This window comes from Rhodococcus sp. UNC23MFCrub1.1 (assembly GCF_000686025.1).
Taxonomy (GTDB): Bacteria; Actinomycetota; Actinomycetes; order Mycobacteriales; family Mycobacteriaceae; genus Rhodococcoides.
This window is the reverse complement of the sequence record NZ_JMLQ01000009.1, coordinates 178,082-196,674: the sequence shown is the minus strand read 5'-3', so window position 1 is coordinate 196,674 and position 18,593 is coordinate 178,082. Positions and strand designations below refer to the sequence as shown.

The window sequence follows — 18,593 nt, the reverse complement described above, 5'->3', positions numbered from 1 at the left end:
CTCACAGTTCTCGGAACGCGGAGCCGGGCGGCGTCGGCGTGCGGGGCGACGGGGGAGTGAGCGGGTGCCCGACGGCGACGGCCCCGACGGGATGCCAGTCGGCGGGCAGATCGAGCGTCTCGCGCACGGTGTCGGCGGCGAAGATGGTCGACCCGACCCAGCAACTGCCGAGGCCGCGCGCCGCGAGGGACACCAGGAACGCCTGCACCGACGCGCCGGCCGCCACCGTGAACATGACGGTCTCCGCGGACTGCCGTTCCGCGTCCGGATAGTCGTGCGCGTCGTCGAGCACCGCGAACGCCAGAATCAGTTCCGGCGCGGTGCGCAGCAGATCACCGCGTGCCAGACGGGCTTCGATCGAGTCCGCGGTCCGTCCGTCTCGCTCGAGATCGGCGCGCCACCGCGTTGCCATCGCATCGAGCAGTGCGGTGCGCACCGCCGGTGTCCGGACGGCGACGTAGCGCATCGGGTGGGAGTGATGGGGAGCCGGCGCGGTGACGGCGTCCGCCACGGCGGCCTCGACGACAGCGGGATCGACCGGGGCCGAGTCGAACTCGCGTACCGAGCGACGGGCGGGTACCGCGCCGAGTGCACCTCGTCGCAGCGCCTCCTGCGTTCCCAACCAGAAGAGGTCGTCCTCGCCCGGCCGCACCAGATCGCGGGCGGAGGAGCCGTCGTCGGCGTAGTGCAGACCCCGGACCACGGCGACGGGAACCGAGCCGAGCTTGCCCTTCACCAGATCCCCAGCGGATGCCAGCTCGTCCGCGAGCGCGACCTCGGTGACCATCAGCTCGTTGCCCTGCGCGTCGCGACCACCGGCGTACGCGTGCAGGACGGGCAACCCGGCCGATCCGATCGCGTTGTCCGTCTGGCCGTTCCGCCACGCGCGGCCCATCGTGTCGGTGACGACGACGGCGACGGCCACGCCCAGCGAACGGAATACACCGTCGCGCAGTGCCCGGGCGGACGCGTCGGGATCCTCGGGGAGCAGGGCCAACTCGTCCGTCGACACGTTGGATCCGTCGATGCCGGACGCGGCCTGCACGATGCCGAGGCGGTTCTCGGTGATGAGCGTGCGACCGCGCTGGGCGAGGACGCGCACGGCCTCCTGCTCGACGAGGATGCGGCGCAGTGCGTCCCGCGCCTCCGGGTCGGTCGGCGCGGTCACCAGGCGTCCCTCGACCTTGGAGACGATCTTGCTCGTGACCACCAGGACGTCGCCGTCGGCGAGCCACGGTGCTGCCGTGACGACTGCTGCCACCAGGTCGTCGCCCGGCCGGAACTCGGGGAGTCCCGCGACGGGAATCACCTCGATCGAACCGCCCGGTGCATGATCGCCGGGACCGTCGGATCGGGTCACAGGACGCCCGCTGCCTCGAGCGCGGCGCGCGCCATCCGTGCGGTCACCGCGGGCTCGGTCATGAGCAGAGGTACCGCGCGCACGTCCACGCCGGGAACGTCGGCGGTGTCGGTCTCGTGGATCAGCCAGGCGTCGAGGATGCCCGCCGCCGAGCGGGCGCCGTAGTGGCGGCCGATGGCCTCGGCCGTCGTCTCCACACCGATGACGGACAGGCACTCGTCGGCCATGCCGCGCAACGGCTTGCCGTCGATGACGGGGGAGAGCCCGACGACCTTCGCGGGTGTGGTGCGCAGTGCGGAGCGGATGCCGGGCACCGCCAGGACGGCGCCGATGCTGACCACCGGGTTGGACGGTGCGAGCAGTACCGCGTCCGCGGTCTCGATCGCCTCGACGACGCCGTCCGCCGGGGTCGCCTTGTCCGCTCCGACGTACGCGAAACTGTGAGTCGTCACAGCAGCGCGGTAGCGCACCCACCACTCCTGGAAATGAACGGCCTTGTCGGTGCCGTCGTCGGGATCGGTGATCACCACGTGGGTCTCGCTGCGGTCGTCCGTGACGGGCAGCAGGCGGACACCCGGAGACCACCTGTCGCACAGGGCCTCCACGACTGCGGACAGCGGGTACCCGGTGCGGAGCATGCGCGTCCGGATCAGATGCGTCGCGATGTCGCGGTCCCCGAGCCCGAACCAGTCCGGGTGGGCCCCGTACGCCGCGAGTTCTTCCTTGACGCTCCACGTCTCGTCGCGTCGACCCCAGCCGCGCTCGGTGTCGATGCCGTCGCCGAGCGTGTACATGCAGGTGTCGAGGTCGGGTGTGATGCGCAGGCCGTGCATCCAGACGTCGTCACCGACGTTCACCACGGCCGTGACGTCGCCGTCCGGCCCCAGCAGTTCTCGAACCCCCTGGAGGAACCGCGCGCCACCGACGCCGCCCACCACCACAGTCACCTTCATGACCCTCGACCCTAGGCGGTCGCCGTCGGCGCGATCGGGCCGGTGGGCGCGAACCACGGCGTGTCCGACGCGAAACACCGGGGAAGTCTCGCCTTCCGGGAAAACCGGAGATCGGATGGTATTGCAAATCGAGCGGTCCGCTTGACCGCGACACACCGCGGCGTGTCTAATCACAGTCATGTCATTAACGGTTCGAACAGCGGAATCGCTTGTAGCGAACCACCGTTCGAACACGTGTTCCCATGAGTCGACACGAGTTCGCGCGCTGCGTTCCGCAGCGTCACGTCCCATGGTGACACGAGGCTTCGCTCTTCGATCCGGCTTCGCGGTCGATCATCGACACAAGTGACCGACAACAACTGCGCTCGAACAGGTGAGGAGGCGGACGTGATGCCGGAACAACACCACGACCTCGGTCGACAGGAGTCCCCCGTCGGGGAACTCGACGACGTACTGCACGTGGATGCCGTGACGGAGGACGCCCCGGCGGACCCCGTGGACGGGATCGACCCGGAGGACGTCTCGGTCGACGACGTCGACCCGCCGCTCACGAGCCTCGGAATGCCTGCGCCCGCACTGCATCTGAGTCTGGTGCCGGGCGACATGGACCCGCTCGAGGATCAGTGGCAGGAGCGCGCTCTGTGCGCTCAGACCGATCCCGAGGCGTTCTTCCCGGAGAAGGGCGGCTCGACGCGCGAGGCCAAGCGCATCTGCCTCGGGTGCGAGGTGAAGGACGACTGCCTCGAGTACGCCTTGGCGCACGACGAGCGGTTCGGCATCTGGGGTGGGCTGTCCGAGCGCGAACGTCGCCGCCTCAAGCGCGGCATCATCTGACGCGTCGCGTCACCGCAGCCGCCGAACGACGCGCCGCATGCGCCGGGGTGTCAGTCGTCCTCGGTGTCGGGGTCGACCACCTCGGGCGTCACCCCCAGGTAGGTCGCCACCTGCTCCACCAACACGTCGTGCACCAGGTCCGTCAGCTCCAGCGAGTCGTGTGCTCTCCGCTCGAGGGGCCGACGGAACAGCACGATCCGAGCCCGCGTCGTCGCTCCGCGCGTGTCCACTCCCGCCGGAACGAGTCTCGACAACGGCACCGGGCCCTCGGCCACGACCTCGGGTGGCCAGTTCACCGATTCCGGGTCCACCGCACGGATCTTCGGCACGTCGTCGACGGCGATGTCCAGTTTCGTCAGCCGGTCGTGCCACTTGCGGTCGATCTCGGCGAACGCGTCCAGCACCGCCGCATCGAACTTCTCGGCGCGAGACCTGCGTGCGGGCACCGTGTCGGGGAACAGGGTGCCGCGCATTCCGCGACCCCGCCGCGCCGCGGACCGCGAGCTGGACGCCCGATGTTCCCGTCCGGGACGGCCGCCGGCGCGGCCGCGGGGTTGAGAGGATCCGGTGAACGACACGCGCCCATGCTACGACCGTGTCCTGCGAGGCATGCCGGAGGACACGCGCTAGGGTTCGACCTGTGAGAGCTGTGCGGGGATGCTGCCGACCGGGATGCAAGAGACCGGCCGTCGCGACGTTGACGTACGTGTACTCCGACTCGACCGCCGTCGTCGGACCTCTCGCCACCGTGGACGAGCCCCATTCCTGGGATCTGTGCGAGGTGCACGGTTCGTCGATCACCGCCCCCAAGGGGTGGGAGATGGTGCGCTACGAGGGTGGGTTCTCCACGTCCAGCCCCGACGACGACGATCTGACCGCACTCGCCGAGGCCGTCCGCGAGGCCGGTGCGCGTGAGCGTCCCGCTCCGTCCCTCGGTCGACGTGGTTCGTCGTCCGACACGCGCACCTCCGCCGACGTACCGGCCGCCGCGCCGACACGCACGGGTCGACGCGGACATCTGCGCGTTCTGCCCGACCCCACCAGCTGAACGACTGTTCCTGCGCGCGGCGTCGGGCTGCAGGACTGCTCGCGCGTCGCCCCCGGGCACTAGGCTCCCAGCATGGTCTCGCCGACTCGTCGTCGTGCGTGATCCGTCCGGTTCGTCCCAGATGCAGGAGTGTGCAGTGGCCCGACCAGCTGACCTGGTTCACAGCGTCATCAAGGCGTACGACGTGCGCGGTGTCGTCGGAGAGCAGATCGACGAGGACTTCGTCGCCGACGTGGGGGCCGCCTTTGCGAGACTCGTACGCGGCGAGGGCGTCTCGCAGCGCGTCGTGGTCGGGCACGACATGCGCGACTCGTCTCCCGCACTGTCGGCCGCCTTCGCGCGAGGGGTGACCTCACAGGGTCTCGACGTCGTTCTCATCGGCCTCGCGTCGACCGACCAGCTCTACTTCGCCTCCGGTCGGCTCGACTGCCCCGGTGCGATGTTCACCGCCAGCCACAACCCGGCGAAGTACAACGGGATCAAGCTGTGCCGGGCCGGCGCGAAGCCCGTCGGCCAGGACTCGGGACTCGCCACCATCTCGGCCGAGATCATCGACGGCGTCCCGACGTTCGACGGTGCGCCGGGCACGATCAGCGAGCAGGACGTGCTCGAGGACTACGCCACGTTCGTGCGCGACCTCGTGGACATCAGCGACATCCGTCCGCTGTCGGTCGCGGTGGACGCCGGCAACGGCATGGGCGGGCACACGGTGCCCGCGGTCCTGGACCCGACGTCGGTGACCGTGCACCCCCTGTACTTCGAACTCGACGGCACGTTCCCCAACCACGAAGCGAACCCGCTGGAGCCGGCGAACCTCGTCGATCTGCAGAAGTTCGTCACCGAGACGGGCGCGGACATCGGCCTCGCGTTCGACGGCGACGCGGACCGCTGCTTCGTGGTGGACGAACGCGGCGAGCCCGTCTCACCGTCCGCGATCACCGCGCTGGTGGCCGAGCGGGAGCTGGGCAAGCACCCCTCCTCGACCATCATCCACAACCTCATCACCTCACGGTCGGTGCCCGAGTTGGTGGAGCAGCTCGGCGGTACCGCCGTGCGCACCCGGGTCGGCCACTCGTTCATCAAGGCACTGATGGCCGAGACCGGCGCGGTGTTCGGCGGCGAGCACTCGGCGCACTACTACTTCCGCGACTTCTGGGGCGCCGATTCGGGCATGCTCGCAGCGCTGCACGTGCTCGCCGCGCTCGGGACACAGGACGAGCCGTTGTCCGCCCTGATGCGCAAGTACGAGGTGTACGCGGCATCGGGCGAGATCAACTCGACGGTGGCCGACGCTCGTGAGCGCACCGCCGCGGTGGTCGCGGCGTTCGCCGATCGCACCGTCTCCACCGACGAACTGGACGGTGTGACGGTCGATCTCGGTGACAGCGCGTGGTTCAACCTCCGCGCCTCCAACACCGAGCCCCTGCTCCGACTCAATGTCGAGGCACGCACCCCCGAGGACGTGGACCGCCTGACGACGGAGATCCTGAGCATCGTCCGCGCGTGACGGTTGCGGACTGTCATAGTGGGGGATACGGAACGAGAGAGGCGGGTGAGGTGCCCATGACTGCTCCTTCGGCGTACGTCGATCTCGACGACGCGAGCGCGATACTGGCTGCGGACTCGTTGGGCGCACTGCACTCCGCCGCGCTGGCCGGCGCACAGATCCGCGCCACCGCGTCCGCCGTCCGCGAGGGCCTGCTGGCGCCGCTGGACGGTCTGCGTCCCCGCAGTGTCGTGCTCGTCGCCGCGTCCGGTCCCGCCCGGAGGGCGTCGGCGCTGGTCGCCGCGGTCCTCGCTCCGACCGCCGGCGTGCCGGTCGTCTCGCTCCCCGCCACCCCGCCGTGGGTCGGACCCCTGGACGTCGTGGTGGTGGCCGGCGACGACGCCGGCGATCCGGCCATCGCAGAGTCCGTCGCCGCCGGGGTACGTCGGCGTGCCGAGGTCGTGGTGGCCGTACCGGACGAGGGTCCTGTCGCGGACGCCGGCGCCGGCCGGGTGGTGTCCTTCCCGCCGCGAGTCCGTGTCCTCGATCGCAACTCCTACGCCCGGCACGTCGCGGTGATGGCCGCGGTTCTCGCTGCGGTGGACCCGGCGTCGTCGGTCGGTGACCTCGACGCGGTGGCCGATGCGGTGGACGCGGAGGCCATGCGGCACCACGCGTCCGTCGAGGTGTTCCAGAATCCCGCGAAAGGTCTGGCGTCCCGGATGGCGGGTCGTCGGGTCCTCATGACCGGTGACGGCGTGGTGGCGACCGAGGTGGCCCGGCACGGAGCCGCGTCCCTGCTGCGTGCCGCGGGCGTCGTGGCGGCGGCCACCGAACTCTCCGATGCCGTCGGTGTGATCCACGACCTCGGCGCGATCGGTGGGGACTCCGCCGAGAGCGGCAGTGTCGACTACGACCCGCTGTTCCACGACGACCAACTCGACGGTCCACCCCCGGCCGATCCCGTTCGGGTGTTCACCGTGTCGACCGACCCCGACGACAGTCTGGTCCGCCGTCGGGTGGCCGTCCTGGGTGAGGTCGACGTGGTGCGCGCCGACGACGACGGTGGTCCCCGCACGGATCTGGAGGCGCCCGCGCCCGCCGCGGTGCCCGGTCCCACGACGCCGGTCGGGGCGTCGCTGCGCAGGGCGCTCGTCCTGGCGGTGCGGATCGAGGCCGCGGCGGCCTATCTCCAACTCTCGAATTCTCAGGCCTCGGGAGGCAGGGAGTGACCCCAGCCGTGTCCGGGTTCGCAGCGATGACGACGGCAGGTGGTGGTCGGTGAATCTCCTCGACGGAACAGCACGGTCCTACGCGTGGGGTTCGCGCACGGCTCTCGCCGAACTGCGCGGCGTCCCCGCACCCACCCGGCATCCCGAGGCGGAGATGTGGTTCGGTGCTCATCCGGGCGACCCGGCGCATCTCGTCACGCCGCGCGGTCGGGTCTCGCTGCTCGAGGCCATCGACTCCGATCCGACCGGACTGCTCGGAACCGGTGTGGTGGAGCGGCACGGTCCGCGCCTGCCGTTCCTCGTGAAGTTCCTGGCGGCCGAGGAGCCGCTGTCGCTGCAGGCTCACCCGTCCTCGGACCAGGCGCGCGAGGGTTTCCGACGGGAGAACGCCGCGGGCGTGCCCCTCGACGCCTCCGTCCGGAACTACAAGGACGCCAGCCACAAGCCCGAGCTCGTGGTCGCCCTGACGGAGTTCGACGCGCTCGCCGGGTTCCGCAGTCCCGCCGAGACGGTGGAGCTGTTCGGTCGGCTCGATGCGGACGAGCTGCGTCCCTACACCGAGATGCTTGCCGCGCAACCTGATTCGAGCGGCCTGCGCACCCTCTTCACCTCGTGGATCACTCTGCCGCAGCGGGCGTTGGACTCCGTGCTGCCGGCCGTGCTGGACGCGTGCGTCCGCGCTCTCGAACGTGCCGAGCAGACCGGGGACCGCACCTTCGTGCCGGAACTGCGCACCGCACTGGAATTGGGGGAGTACTACCCCGGCGATGCGGGCGTGCTCGCGGCGTTGCTGCTCAACCGGGTCACGCTGCAGCCGGGCGAAGCTCTGTACCTGGACGCCGGAAACCTCCACGCGTACCTGCGCGGAACCGCGGTGGAGATCATGGCCAACTCGGACAACGTGTTGCGTGGGGGACTCACGCCCAAGCACGTCGACGTCCCGGAACTGTTGCGGGTGCTCGACTTCGAGCCGCTCGACTCACCGGTCCTCGTCGCCGACACCAGCCGTCCGCACGTGGTGCGCTATCCCACGCCGGCACCGGAGTTCGCACTCGTCGGTGTCGAATTGTCCGCGGCGTCCGGCGACGGTGAGCCGTGGACGCTCGCGCACGACGGTGACGCCGCGCCGCGCATCGTCCTGTGTGTCGACGGTCGGGTACAGGTCTCCTCGGGTGAGTCCACCCTGGTCGTGGAGCGGGGAAGTGCCGTCTGGATCGCCGCGTCCGATCCGGACCCGCAGCTGTGTGCTCTCACCGACTCGGCTCGCGTGTTCGTGGCGGGCGTCGGCGGGATCTGACGGCCCCGACACGCTGGCGGATACGTCCCGCCGAGTTCACTGTTCGTGTGACGATGACCTCGGGCGGTCGACGGCCGCCCGGAGGACGTGAGGAGTTTCGACGGTGACCATCGACGGCAAGGACGCACCCGGTTCGCGCAACACCGGTCTGCGCAGAACGAAGTCCATCGAGCAGTCGATGCGCGACACGGACGAGCCGGACACGAAACTTCGCAAGAGCCTGTCATCGTGGGATCTCACCGTCTTCGGTGTCGCGGTCGCCGTGGGTGCGGGCATCTTCACCCTGACGGCGCGCACCGCCGGGAACGTCGCGGGCCCGTCCGTCTCGCTCGCCTTCGTGTTCGCCGCGATCGCGTGCGGACTCGCCGCGCTCTGCTACGCCGAGTTCGCCTCGACGGTGCCGGTCGCGGGCAGCGCGTACACGTTCTCGTACGCCACTTTCGGCGAGTTCGTCGCGTGGATCATCGGCTGGGACCTGATCCTGGAGTTCGCGCTCGCGTCGGCCGTCGTGGCGAAGGGCTGGTCCCTGTACCTCGGTGAGGTGCTCGGGACGTCGTCGCCCGTGGTGTCCGTCGGCGGACTCGACGTCGACTGGGGTGCCCTGGTCATCGTCGCGGTGCTCACCGTCCTGCTCGCGACGGGTGTGAAGATCTCCTCGCGCGTCTCCCTCGTCATCACCGCGATCAAGGTGGGCGTCGTGCTGCTCATCGTCGTGGTCGGAGCGTTCTACATCAAGGCGGCGAACTACTCGCCCTACATCCCGCCCGCCGTCCCCGCCGAGAAGGAGTCGGGCCTCACCCAGTCGCTGTTCTCCTTCGTCACCGGCGCCGAGGGCAGCAACTTCGGCTGGTACGGACTCCTGGCCGCCGCGAGTCTCGTGTTCTTCGCGTTCATCGGCTTCGACGTGGTGGCCACCACGGCCGAGGAGGCGTCCGATCCGCAGAAGGCCCTGCCGCGCGGAATCCTGGGATCGCTCCTGATCGTCACGATCCTGTACGTCGCGGTCACCCTGGTGCTGACCGGAATGGTGAAGTACACCGAACTCGGTGGCGAGGGCGCGACCCTGGCCACGGCGTTCGAACTGAACGGCATCACCTGGGCGTCGAAGGTGATCTCCTTCGGTGCGCTGGCCGGACTCACGACCGTGGTCATGGTGCTCATGCTGGGACAGTCGCGCGTGCTCTTCGCGATGTCGCGCGACGGTCTGATGCCGCGTCGTCTCGCGAAGACGGGGAGCCGTGGCACCCCGGTGCGCATCACCGTGCTCGTCGGCATCGTGGTCGGCCTTCTCGCGGCGTTCTTCCCCATCGGGACGCTCGAGGAGATGGTCAACATCGGCACCCTGTTCGCCTTCGTCCTGGTCTCCATCGGTGTCGTCGTCCTGCGTCGAACCCGTCCCGACCTGAAGCGCGGCTTCCGCGTCCCCCTGGTTCCGCTGGTGCCGATCCTCGCCGTGCTGGCCTGCGTGTGGCTGATGCTGAACCTGTCGGTGGAGACGTGGCTGCGGTTCGTCGTCTGGATGGCGCTCGGAGTCGTGGTGTACTTCGGCTACAGCCGCCGCCATTCGGTGCTCGGAGCCCGGCAGCATGCGGACGACACTCACTAGTCACCATATTTCGCGCCGATAACGGACCGATCTCACCATTCGGATCGGCGGACCGTCGCGCTACTTGCTCTACACTCGAATTCGAGACCGGAAGTTTGTTTCTGCGGTGGACACGAGTCCGCCACGGAGTCCACTCGATGTCGAGGAGTTGACGTATGGCGCGGCGGTGGCACGACCCGAAGAAGCTGCTCTGGCTACTGGGAATGCTGGCGCCCGCCTCGGCACTGCTGCCGTCTCAACTGGTTCTGCACACGGGGGTGTCGGCCTTCTGGTGGAGCGGCGCGATGCTGTTCTTCCTGGTCATCCCCGTGGTCGACGCGTTGGCGGGGGAGGACGGCAACAATCCGTCCGACGCGCAGGTGCAGGACCTGCAGCACGACCGTTTCTACCGGTGGTGCACGTTCCTGTTCCTTCCGGTGCAGTACGCGGGGCTCGGTGTCGCGTGCTATCTAGTCACCTTCGGCACCCTGTCCGCCGTCGACAAGATCGGGTACGCGGTCAGTGTCGGTCTCGTCGCCGGCATCGGGATCAACGCGGCGCACGAGCTCGGTCATCGGGTGGAGAGCACCGAGCGCTGGCTGGCCAAGATCGCTCTGGCGCAGAGCCTGTACGGCCATTTCCACGTCGAACACAACCGCGGACACCACGCGCGTGTCGCGACGCCCGCCGACCCGGCCAGCGCGCGCATGGGCGAGTCCCTCTACCGGTTCCTGTCCCGCAGTGTCAGCGGCGGCCTCGTGTCCTCCTGGAAGCTGGAGAAGCAGCGTCTCGAGCGCAAGGGCAGCGGCGTGTGGACGATCCGCAACAACGTGCTCAACGCGTGGGCGATGTCCGCTGCACTCTTCGGTGTCCTGGTCGCCGTCTTCGGCGTCGGCATCCTGCCGTTCCTCGTGCTCCAGGCGGTGGTCGGCGTGATGACCCTCGAGTCCGTCAACTACATCGAGCACTACGGGCTGCTCCGGGGACGGACACCCACGGGCCGGTACGAGCGGTGCGCGCCGCGGCACAGCTGGAACAGCGATCGGATCGTCACCAACATCTTCCTGTACCACCTGCAGCGGCACAGCGACCATCATGCGAACCCGGGCCGCCGGTTCCAGACGTTGCGCACCTTCGACGAGGCGCCGCAACTGCCGGCCGGCTACGCGACGATGGTCGTCCTCGCGGCCGTCCCGCCCCTGTGGCGTCGCGTGATGGACCCCAGGGTCGTCGCGCACTACGACGGCGACGTCACCCGCGCGAACCTGCAGCCGAGCGCCCGCGCTCGACTGGAACGGCGCTGGGCGACCGTTCCCGAACGCGCCGCCGCCGCCTGACCCGTCGGCGCGAGACGACGGAACCGGACACGTCGTGGCCCCGACCCACCCGCGGGCAGCCGTGAGCCGATAGCCTGAAAGCCGATCATCAGCCGACAGGAGTGGCATCACACAATGACGACATCGACATCCCCCGACATTTCGAGCACCGAGGCGCTGCAGGCGGACATCCGCGGTGGCATCGAGTTCAAGGTCGCGGATCTCTCGCTGGCTGAGTACGGCCGCAAGGAGATCGGCCTCGCGGAGCACGAGATGCCCGGCCTCATGTCCCTGCGTCGCGAGTACGCCGACGTGCAGCCGCTGAAGGGTGCACGGATCTCCGGGTCGCTGCACATGACGGTCCAGACCGCCGTCCTGATCGAGACGCTGGTCTCGCTCGGAGCCGAGGTGCGGTGGGCTTCGTGCAACATCTTCTCCACCCAGGACCACGCCGCCGCCGCGATCGTCGTCGGACCCCACGGCACGCCCGAGGATCCGCAGGGAATCCCGGTGTTCGCCTGGAAGGGCGAATCGCTGGCCGAGTACTGGTGGGCCGCCGAGAAGATGCTGACCTGGCCGGTCGCCGAGGACGGCACTCCCCGCCACGCCAACATGATCCTCGACGACGGCGGAGACGCCACGATGCTGGTGCTGCGCGGTGCGCAGTTCGAGAAGGCCGGCGTCGTGCCGCCCGTCGACGAGGATCGCGACTCCGACGAGTACAAGGTCTTCCTCGGACTGCTCCGCGAGTCGCTCGCGCAGGACGCCACCAAGTGGACGAGCATCGCCGAGTCGGTCAAGGGTGTCACCGAGGAGACCACCACCGGCGTGCTGCGCCTGTACCAGTTCGCCGCGGCCGGCGAGCTGACCTTCCCGGCGATCAACGTCAACGACTCGGTCACCAAGAGCAAGTTCGACAACACCTACGGCACCCGCCACTCGCTGATCGACGGCATCAACCGCGGCACCGACGTGCTGATCGGTGGCAAGAAGGTCTTGATCTGCGGCTACGGCGACGTGGGCAAGGGCAGCGCCGAGTCGCTGGCCGGTCAGGGCGCGCGCGTCCAGGTCACCGAGGTCGACCCGATCAACGCGCTCCAGGCGCTCATGGACGGGTTCGACGTCGTCACGGTGGACGAGGCGATCGGCAAGGCCGACATCGTCATCACCGCGACGGGCAACAAGGACATCATCACGCTCGACCACATGCGGTCGATGAAGGACAAGGCCATCCTCGGCAACATCGGCCACTTCGACAACGAGATCGACATGGCCGGTCTCGAGCGGTCCGGTTCGACACGCATCAACATCAAGCCGCAGGTCGATCAGTGGATCTTCTCCAGCGGCAAGTCGATCGTCGTCCTCTCGGAGGGTCGTCTGCTGAACCTCGGCAACGCCACCGGTCACCCGTCGTTCGTCATGAGCAACAGCTTCTCCAACCAGGTCATCGCGCAGATCGAGCTGTGGACGAAGCCCGACGAGTACGACAACGAGGTCTACCGCCTGCCGAAGCACCTCGACGAGAAGGTCGCCAAGATCCACGTCGAGGCTCTCGGTGGCACGCTGACCAAGCTCAGCAAGGAGCAGGCCGAGTACATCGGTGTCGACGTCGAGGGCCCGTACAAGCCCGAGCACTACCGGTACTGACACTCGGTCCCGTAGGACTCGACAGGCAGGAGTGGAGTCGATGGGCACTCTCATCGCGATCGAGGGCGTCGACGGAGCAGGCAAGTTCACGCTCTCGTCCCGCCTCACGCACGCGTGGGAGGCCGCCGGGGTGGACGCCGTCCGCGTCGGCTTCCCCCGCTACGGGGAGTCGATCCACGCCGACCTGGCCGCCGAGGCGCTGGCCGGTGAGCACGGCGATCTCGCCGCCGGGGTGAACTCGATGGCAGTGCTGTTCGCCCTCGATCGTGCCGGTGCGGTGTCCGATCTCCGTCGGATGCTGCACCGGCACGACGTCGTTCTGCTCGATCGCTACGTCGCGTCCAACGCGGCGTACTCCGCCGCGCGGGTCCACCAGGACGCGGACGGTGCGATGGTCGAGTGGGTGCGCGCGCTCGAGTTCGACCGCCTCGTCCTGCCGCGTCCCTCCGCCCAGATCCTCCTCGACGTTCCGGTCGAGGTCGCGGAGCATCGCGCACGTGGTCGGGAGCAGGATGATCCGTCGCGGGCCCGCGACGCGTACGAGCGCGACGGTGGTCTCCAGGCCCGTACCGCGGCGGTCTACGCGGGACTCGCGGCCTCGTCGTGGATGTCGCCGTGGTTCGTCGTGAACGGCGCGCAGGCGGACGGTGAGCAGGTCGACGTGACGAGACTCGCCGCCGAACTTCTCAATCAGACTGCGGAGTACGACGGGATGACACGATAGTCGTCATGAAGCCACGAATTCTGGTCGTCGACGACGATACGGCTCTTGCCGAGATGCTCACCATCGTGTTGCGCGGTGAGGGATTCGAGCCGTTCGTGGTGGGAGACGGCACCCAGGCGCTGTCCGCCGTCCGGGAGAACCGTCCGGATCTGGTGCTGCTCGACCTGATGCTCCCCGGTATGAACGGCATCGACGTCTGCCGCGTGCTGCGGGCGGACTCCGGTGTGCCGATCGTGATGCTCACCGCCAAGACCGACACGGTCGACGTCGTGCTGGGACTCGAGTCCGGCGCCGACGACTACATCATGAAGCCCTTCAAGCCGAAGGAGCTCGTGGCCCGCGTCCGCGCGCGCTTGCGACGCACCGAGGAGGAGCCGGCCGAGCTCCTGTCGATCGGCGACGTCGTCATCGATGTTCCGGCGCACAAGGTCACCCGCGACGGCTCGCTCATCTCGCTGACGCCGCTCGAGTTCGACCTGTTGGTGGCGCTGGCCCGCAAGCCTCGACAGGTCTTCACCCGCGAGGTGCTGCTCGAACAGGTGTGGGGATACCGGCACGCCGCCGACACCCGCCTCGTGAACGTGCACGTCCAGCGACTGCGCGCCAAGGTGGAGACGGATCCGGAGAACCCCGAGGTGGTTCTCACCGTGCGCGGTGTTGGGTACAAGGCCGGCCCGCCGTGATCGGAGCCGATCGACTGCGGGACGGTCGGTGATCTTCACGTCCCGCTCCCGTCGACGCATCAACGGAACCTTCTCGCCTCTGGTGCGATGGTCCCGGTCCATGTGGGCTGCCGCCGGTCACGCGTGGCGTCGGTCGCTGCAGTTGCGCGTCGTCGTGTCCACGCTGACGCTCTCCCTCATCGTGATCACGATCCTCGGCGTCGTGCTCACGAGTCAGATCACGGATCGACTTCTCGACACCAAGATCGACGCCGCCACGAAGGAGCTCGATCGCGCGCGTGCGTCCGTCGAGAGCCAGTTGGCGGGCGACGACTCGACGTCGATCTCGAACCGTCTGGAGCTCGCTCGGTCCGGTCTGACGAGCCGGGACACCGAGAGCGGCGCGGACAGCACGTCCGCCGGCACGTTCGACCCCGTGCTCATCGTCCCCGGCGACGGAGCCCGCGACGAGCTGTTCACCGGTCCCGCCGACCAGATCCCGCAGACGTTGCGCTCGTTCGTCCAGGCCGGCCAGGTGAGCTACCAGTACGCGACCGTGTCGGAACCGGACGGCTACTCGGGTCCGGCCCTCATCGTCGGCAGTCCCACCGCGTCGGACCTCTCCACCCTCGAGCTGTACCTGGTGTTCCCCCTCGCGGGAGAGGATCGCAGCCTCGCCCTCGTCCGCGGAACCCTGCTCATCGGCGGTGCGGTCCTGCTGGTGCTGCTCGCGGCCATCTCGATGCTGGTCGCCCGGCAGGTGGTGGTCCCCATCAGATCGGCGTCGCGCATCGCGGTGCGCTTCGCGGACGGCCGGCTCAAGGAACGGATGCCGGTGCGCGGCGAGGACGACATCGCCCGGCTCGCCATGTCGTTCAACGAGATGGCCGAGAGCCTGTCGAAGCAGATCACCCAGCTCGAGGAGTTCGGAAACCTGCAGCGCCAGTTCACGTCCGACGTCTCGCACGAGCTGCGGACGCCGCTCACCACCGTCCGCATGGCCGCCGAGCTCATCCACGACGCCAGTGAGAGTCTCGATCCGCTGCTCAAGCGCTCGTCCGAGTTGCTGGTCGCCGAGCTGGACCGTTTCGAGACACTGCTCAACGATCTGCTCGAGATCTCCCGCCACGACGCGGGCGTCGCCGAACTGGCGTCCGAGCAACTCGATCTCCGTATGTGCGCCCGCGCCGCGGTGTCCACCGTGCGGCACCTCGCCCGCGAGACGGGCACCGAGCTGATCGTCGACATGCCCGACGAGCCGGTCAACGCCGAGGTGGATCCGCGCCGTGTCGAACGCGTGCTGCGCAACCTGTTGGCGAACGCTCTCGACCACGGGGAGGGCAAGCCCGTCCTGCTGCGCCTGCGCGCGGACGACGACGCCGCCGCCTTCGTCGTGCGGGACCAGGGTGTGGGACTGCGCCCCGGTGAGGAGAAGCTCGTGTTCAACCGCTTCTGGCGGTCGGATCCGTCCCGCGTGCGACGTTCGGGCGGTACGGGCCTGGGGCTCGCCATCAGTCTCGAGGACGCCCGCCTGCACGACGGCAAGCTCGAGGCCTGGGGCGAACCGGGCCAGGGCGCCTGGTTCCGCTTCACGCTGCCGCGCGTGCGTGGTCGCAAGGTCGTGTCCAGCCCCCTGCCGCTGCGACCCGCGGGCCGCAGGTACGCACAGGGACAGCCGCTTCCGGCGGCGCGCCCGACGAGTGTCGGCGCCACGGCGGGGGAGCAGCGACCGTGAGAGACCGCACCGTGCCGCGGCGACGAGCCGCCCTCGTGGCGTGCGTGGCCGCGCTCGCGCTCGTCGCGTCCGGATGCGCGTCGTTGCCCGCGTCGTCAGCGCCGCAGGCCATCGGCACCGTCGCGCGCGGGCCCGTCGAGCAGGAACTACCCGTTCCCGCCGCCGGTCGTGAACCCAATCTTCTGGTCCGCGACTTCGTGAAGGCCAGCACCGATCCGGCCGACGACCACGCGGGTGCACGTCAGTTCCTGACGGCGAACGCCGCCTCGGAGTGGAACGACGGCGCCAGCGCGATCGTCGTGGACAAGGTGGACGTCCTCGAGGACTCCCGGTCGAGTGACGCCGCGCAGTACACGATCCGAGCCAACCGGGTGGGGCAGCTCGATCAGGGTGGGCAGTACCGCGCCGAGCAGGGATCGTTCGAGACCCAGGTGACGCTGGCCCGCGAGGACGGCGAGTGGCGGATCGACGAGCTGCCGTCCGGAGTCGTCATGGACCGCACCCAGTTCCTCACCTCGTACCAGCGCAAGTCGCTGTACTTCGTCGATCCCACCGGCACCGAACTGGTGCCCGATCAGCGTTGGGTGAACACCACGCAGGACCGGATGACAGAGACCCTGACGGCACTGCTGCAGGCGGGTCCGCGACTGTCGCTGGAGCCGGCGGTGCGCAACGTGTTCAACGGTGTCACCACGGCCGGTCCCATCACGAAAGCCGACGGGCGTACCTCGGCCGTCGGCATCGGTCTCGGCGGTGTCCGCATCGACTTCCGGGGCGCCGGTGCGCTGGACCGCGCGACCCGCGAACTACTTGCCGCGCAGATCATCTGGACACTGGCCGAGGCCGAGGTGTCGGGTCCCTACGTCCTGCTCTCGGACGGCGCGCCGTTGGACCCGAACTATCCGGACGGCTGGACCACCGCCGAGGTCGCAGAATTCGATCCGTTGGCGGTGACGGGTGCCGACGTGGGCCTGCACGCACTGCGCAACGGCGGGCTCGTCCGCATCGGAACCGACGGCGTGACACCGGTTCCCGGCTACTTCGGCACCGTCAACAACATGCGGTCCATCTCGTTGTCCAGCGACGGAACGCTCGTGGCGGCCGTGTCGGACACCGGTCGTGCGGCGCCGCAGCCGCCCGACGCGCTGCTCATCGGCTCCTACGGCGGCAACGCCTTCCCGGTCGCGGAGGGTGGCTCGATCACCCGGCCCACCTGGGGTCCCGACCGCGACGCCGTGTGGGCCGTCGTGGACGGCACCGTGGTCAAGCGCGCTGTCCGCGACCCGGCCACCGGACAGGTGTCGGTGGTGGACGTCGATTCCGCCGACATCGCCGAGCTCGGCGGCCAGATCACCGAACTGCGGCTCTCCCGCGACGGGGTGCGAGCGGCTCTCATCGTGGACGGCGCCGTCTACGTGGCGGTGGTGGTGCGGCGCGCCGACGGCACCTACGCACTCCGCGAGCCCGAGGCGGTGGCCAACGGTCTGGCGAGCGCGGCGCTGTCCCTGGACTGGAGCACCGGCGACACGGTGGTCGTGGCCCGAGCGGCGACCGACATCCCGATCGTGCAGGTGGCCGTCGACGGCTCACGTCTCGACGGGCTGCCCAGCCGCAACCTCACCGCTCCCGTCGTGTCCGTCGACGCCTCCGCGTCGAGCACCTACGTGGCCGATTCGCGCGCCGTGTTCCAGATCGACGACAGCGACCCGGCGAGTGACCGCTACTGGCGCGAGGTGCCCGGCCTGACCGGCACGAAGTCCGTGCCCGTCCTGCCGGGCTGACGAGCGGCGAACTCTGTCGGAGCCCCGCGACACAGTGTCCCGGTGCCGACGACCCTGCTGGACCTCATCCTGCCCCGCGAGTGCGGCGGCTGCGCCCGTGTCGACGCCTCGTGGTGCCCCGCCTGCGCCTGCGCGCTCGACGCGGCGCCGGGGTCGGTGCGGCCGCGTGTCGATCCCGGGGTGCCGTGCTGGGCGCTCGGCCCGTACGCCGGCCCGCACCGTGCGTCGATCCTGGCGATGAAGGAACGCGGTCGGCGGGATCTCGCGGCACCGCTCGGGGTCGCCCTCGCCGCCGCCGTGACGCGCCTGCGCGACGCCGGGGAGATCGATCCACCCGAGCTGTCGCCCCTCGTGCTGGTCCCGGCCCCGTCCCGACGCCGCGCGGCACGGGCGCGCGGTGGTGATCCGATCCTGCGTACCTGCCGCCGTGTCGCGCGGGTGCTCGCACCGGAGGACGTGCGCGTCGTGTCGGTGCTGCGGGTGGACGCGCAGGTGCGTGACTCCGTCGGTCTCACCGCCGACGAGCGTGCGGACAACCTGCGGGGGCGGGTCCGTGTCCGGAGCGGGGGCATCGCCGCGGTCGGTCGCGGACCGGTGCTGCTCGTCGACGACGTGGTGACCACCGGAACCACCGCCGCGGAGTCGGTGGCGGCACTGCGACGGTCCGGTGTCGGTGTCGACGCGGTGCTCGTTCTCGCTGCCGTGCGCTGACGTCGCAGTGCCTGTCCCGGTGCCGGAAAGGGAGCCTGAAAAGGTCCCGTGAATATCCCGTGAACAGTGGCAGACCACCCGGGGAGCGACTACGGTCAGGGCCACGATCGATCCTCGCTACCGGGTCTGGAGGTGATGCCTCACCACCGAAGGCGCCGGGCGGTCCGCGCTCCGGTGTCACCGTTCTTCCGCTGCGCCAGAAGCGATCTCGGCGCGGCCTCT

At 69.5% G+C, this 18,593-nt stretch carries 16 protein-coding genes; 13 read left to right on the top strand and 3 right to left on the bottom strand.

Annotated features, from left to right (window positions below):
• Nucleotide 1 precedes the first annotated feature (1 nt).
• Both BR07_RS0119620 and cofD read right to left on the bottom strand, forming a co-directional pair.
• Nucleotides 2–1,360: a coenzyme F420-0:L-glutamate ligase gene (locus BR07_RS0119620; protein WP_027506880.1), complete on the bottom strand. Its 1,359-nt coding sequence runs from the start codon at nt 1,358–1,360 to the stop codon at nt 2–4.
• A complete protein-coding gene (gene cofD / locus BR07_RS27705; RefSeq protein ID WP_027506879.1) occupies nt 1,357–2,313 on the bottom strand; it encodes a 2-phospho-L-lactate transferase in 957 nt (318 codons plus the stop codon). The genes BR07_RS0119620 and cofD overlap by 4 nt, the downstream gene beginning before the upstream one ends.
• A 603-nt stretch (nt 2,314–2,916) precedes the next feature.
• On the opposite strand from cofD, the gene BR07_RS27125 reads away from it, so the two are divergent.
• Nucleotides 2,917–3,147, top strand: a complete 231-nt coding sequence (locus BR07_RS27125; protein ID WP_197027846.1) for a WhiB family transcriptional regulator — start codon at nt 2,917–2,919, stop codon at nt 3,145–3,147.
• Nucleotides 3,148–3,197: 50 nt separating this feature from the next.
• On the opposite strand, the gene BR07_RS0119605 is transcribed toward BR07_RS27125, so the two are convergent.
• Nucleotides 3,198–3,620 (bottom strand): metallopeptidase family protein, encoded by a 423-nt coding sequence (locus tag BR07_RS0119605; protein ID WP_051613606.1) that lies wholly within the window; start codon nt 3,618–3,620, stop codon nt 3,198–3,200.
• Between the two features lie 167 nt (nt 3,621–3,787).
• On the opposite strand from BR07_RS0119605, the gene BR07_RS0119600 reads away from it, so the two are divergent.
• From BR07_RS0119600 to BR07_RS0119545, 12 genes are all read left to right on the top strand, one after another.
• The gene (locus BR07_RS0119600) at nt 3,788–4,195 is read left to right on the top strand and encodes a DUF3499 domain-containing protein (RefSeq protein WP_027506876.1); all 408 of its coding nucleotides are present in this window, start codon (nt 3,788–3,790) and stop codon (nt 4,193–4,195) included.
• A gap of 136 nt (nt 4,196–4,331) precedes the next feature.
• Complete coding sequence (locus tag BR07_RS0119595) at nt 4,332–5,702, top strand: phosphomannomutase/phosphoglucomutase (protein ID WP_027506875.1); 1,371 nt, start codon at nt 4,332–4,334, stop codon at nt 5,700–5,702.
• Nucleotides 5,703–5,758: 56 nt separating this feature from the next.
• Complete coding sequence (locus BR07_RS0119590) at nt 5,759–6,913, top strand: hypothetical protein (RefSeq protein ID WP_027506874.1); 1,155 nt, start codon at nt 5,759–5,761, stop codon at nt 6,911–6,913.
• A 49-nt stretch (nt 6,914–6,962) separates the two neighbouring features.
• Nucleotides 6,963–8,210 (top strand): mannose-6-phosphate isomerase, class I, encoded by a 1,248-nt coding sequence (manA, locus tag BR07_RS0119585; RefSeq protein WP_027506873.1) that lies wholly within the window; start codon nt 6,963–6,965, stop codon nt 8,208–8,210.
• A 178-nt stretch (nt 8,211–8,388) separates the two neighbouring features.
• Nucleotides 8,389–9,816 carry an amino acid permease gene (locus BR07_RS0119580; RefSeq protein WP_197027845.1) on the top strand — a complete coding sequence of 476 codons (1,428 nt, stop codon included), beginning with the start codon at nt 8,389–8,391 and terminating at the stop codon, nt 9,814–9,816.
• 155 nt (nt 9,817–9,971) lie between these two features.
• Nucleotides 9,972–11,132, top strand: coding sequence for an alkane 1-monooxygenase (locus BR07_RS25585; protein WP_051613605.1), 1,161 nt, complete (start codon nt 9,972–9,974; stop codon nt 11,130–11,132).
• 114 nt (nt 11,133–11,246) lie between these two features.
• The gene (gene ahcY, locus BR07_RS0119570; protein WP_037186733.1) at nt 11,247–12,758 is read left to right on the top strand and encodes an adenosylhomocysteinase; all 1,512 of its coding nucleotides are present in this window, start codon (nt 11,247–11,249) and stop codon (nt 12,756–12,758) included.
• Nucleotides 12,759–12,798: 40 nt separating this feature from the next.
• A complete protein-coding gene (locus tag BR07_RS0119565; protein ID WP_027506870.1) occupies nt 12,799–13,482 on the top strand; it encodes a dTMP kinase in 684 nt (227 codons plus the stop codon).
• A 5-nt stretch (nt 13,483–13,487) separates the two neighbouring features.
• Nucleotides 13,488–14,165: an MtrAB system response regulator MtrA gene (mtrA, locus tag BR07_RS0119560; RefSeq protein WP_027506869.1), complete on the top strand. Its 678-nt coding sequence runs from the start codon at nt 13,488–13,490 to the stop codon at nt 14,163–14,165.
• A 28-nt stretch (nt 14,166–14,193) separates the two neighbouring features.
• Complete coding sequence (gene mtrB / locus BR07_RS0119555) at nt 14,194–15,879, top strand: MtrAB system histidine kinase MtrB (protein WP_027506868.1); 1,686 nt, start codon at nt 14,194–14,196, stop codon at nt 15,877–15,879.
• Complete coding sequence (gene lpqB, locus BR07_RS0119550) at nt 15,876–17,660, top strand: MtrAB system accessory lipoprotein LpqB (RefSeq protein WP_374197706.1); 1,785 nt, start codon at nt 15,876–15,878, stop codon at nt 17,658–17,660. The genes mtrB and lpqB overlap by 4 nt, the downstream gene beginning before the upstream one ends.
• 42 nt (nt 17,661–17,702) lie before the next feature.
• Nucleotides 17,703–18,371: a ComF family protein gene (locus BR07_RS0119545; RefSeq protein WP_027506866.1), complete on the top strand. Its 669-nt coding sequence runs from the start codon at nt 17,703–17,705 to the stop codon at nt 18,369–18,371.
• Nucleotides 18,372–18,593 lie beyond the last annotated feature (222 nt).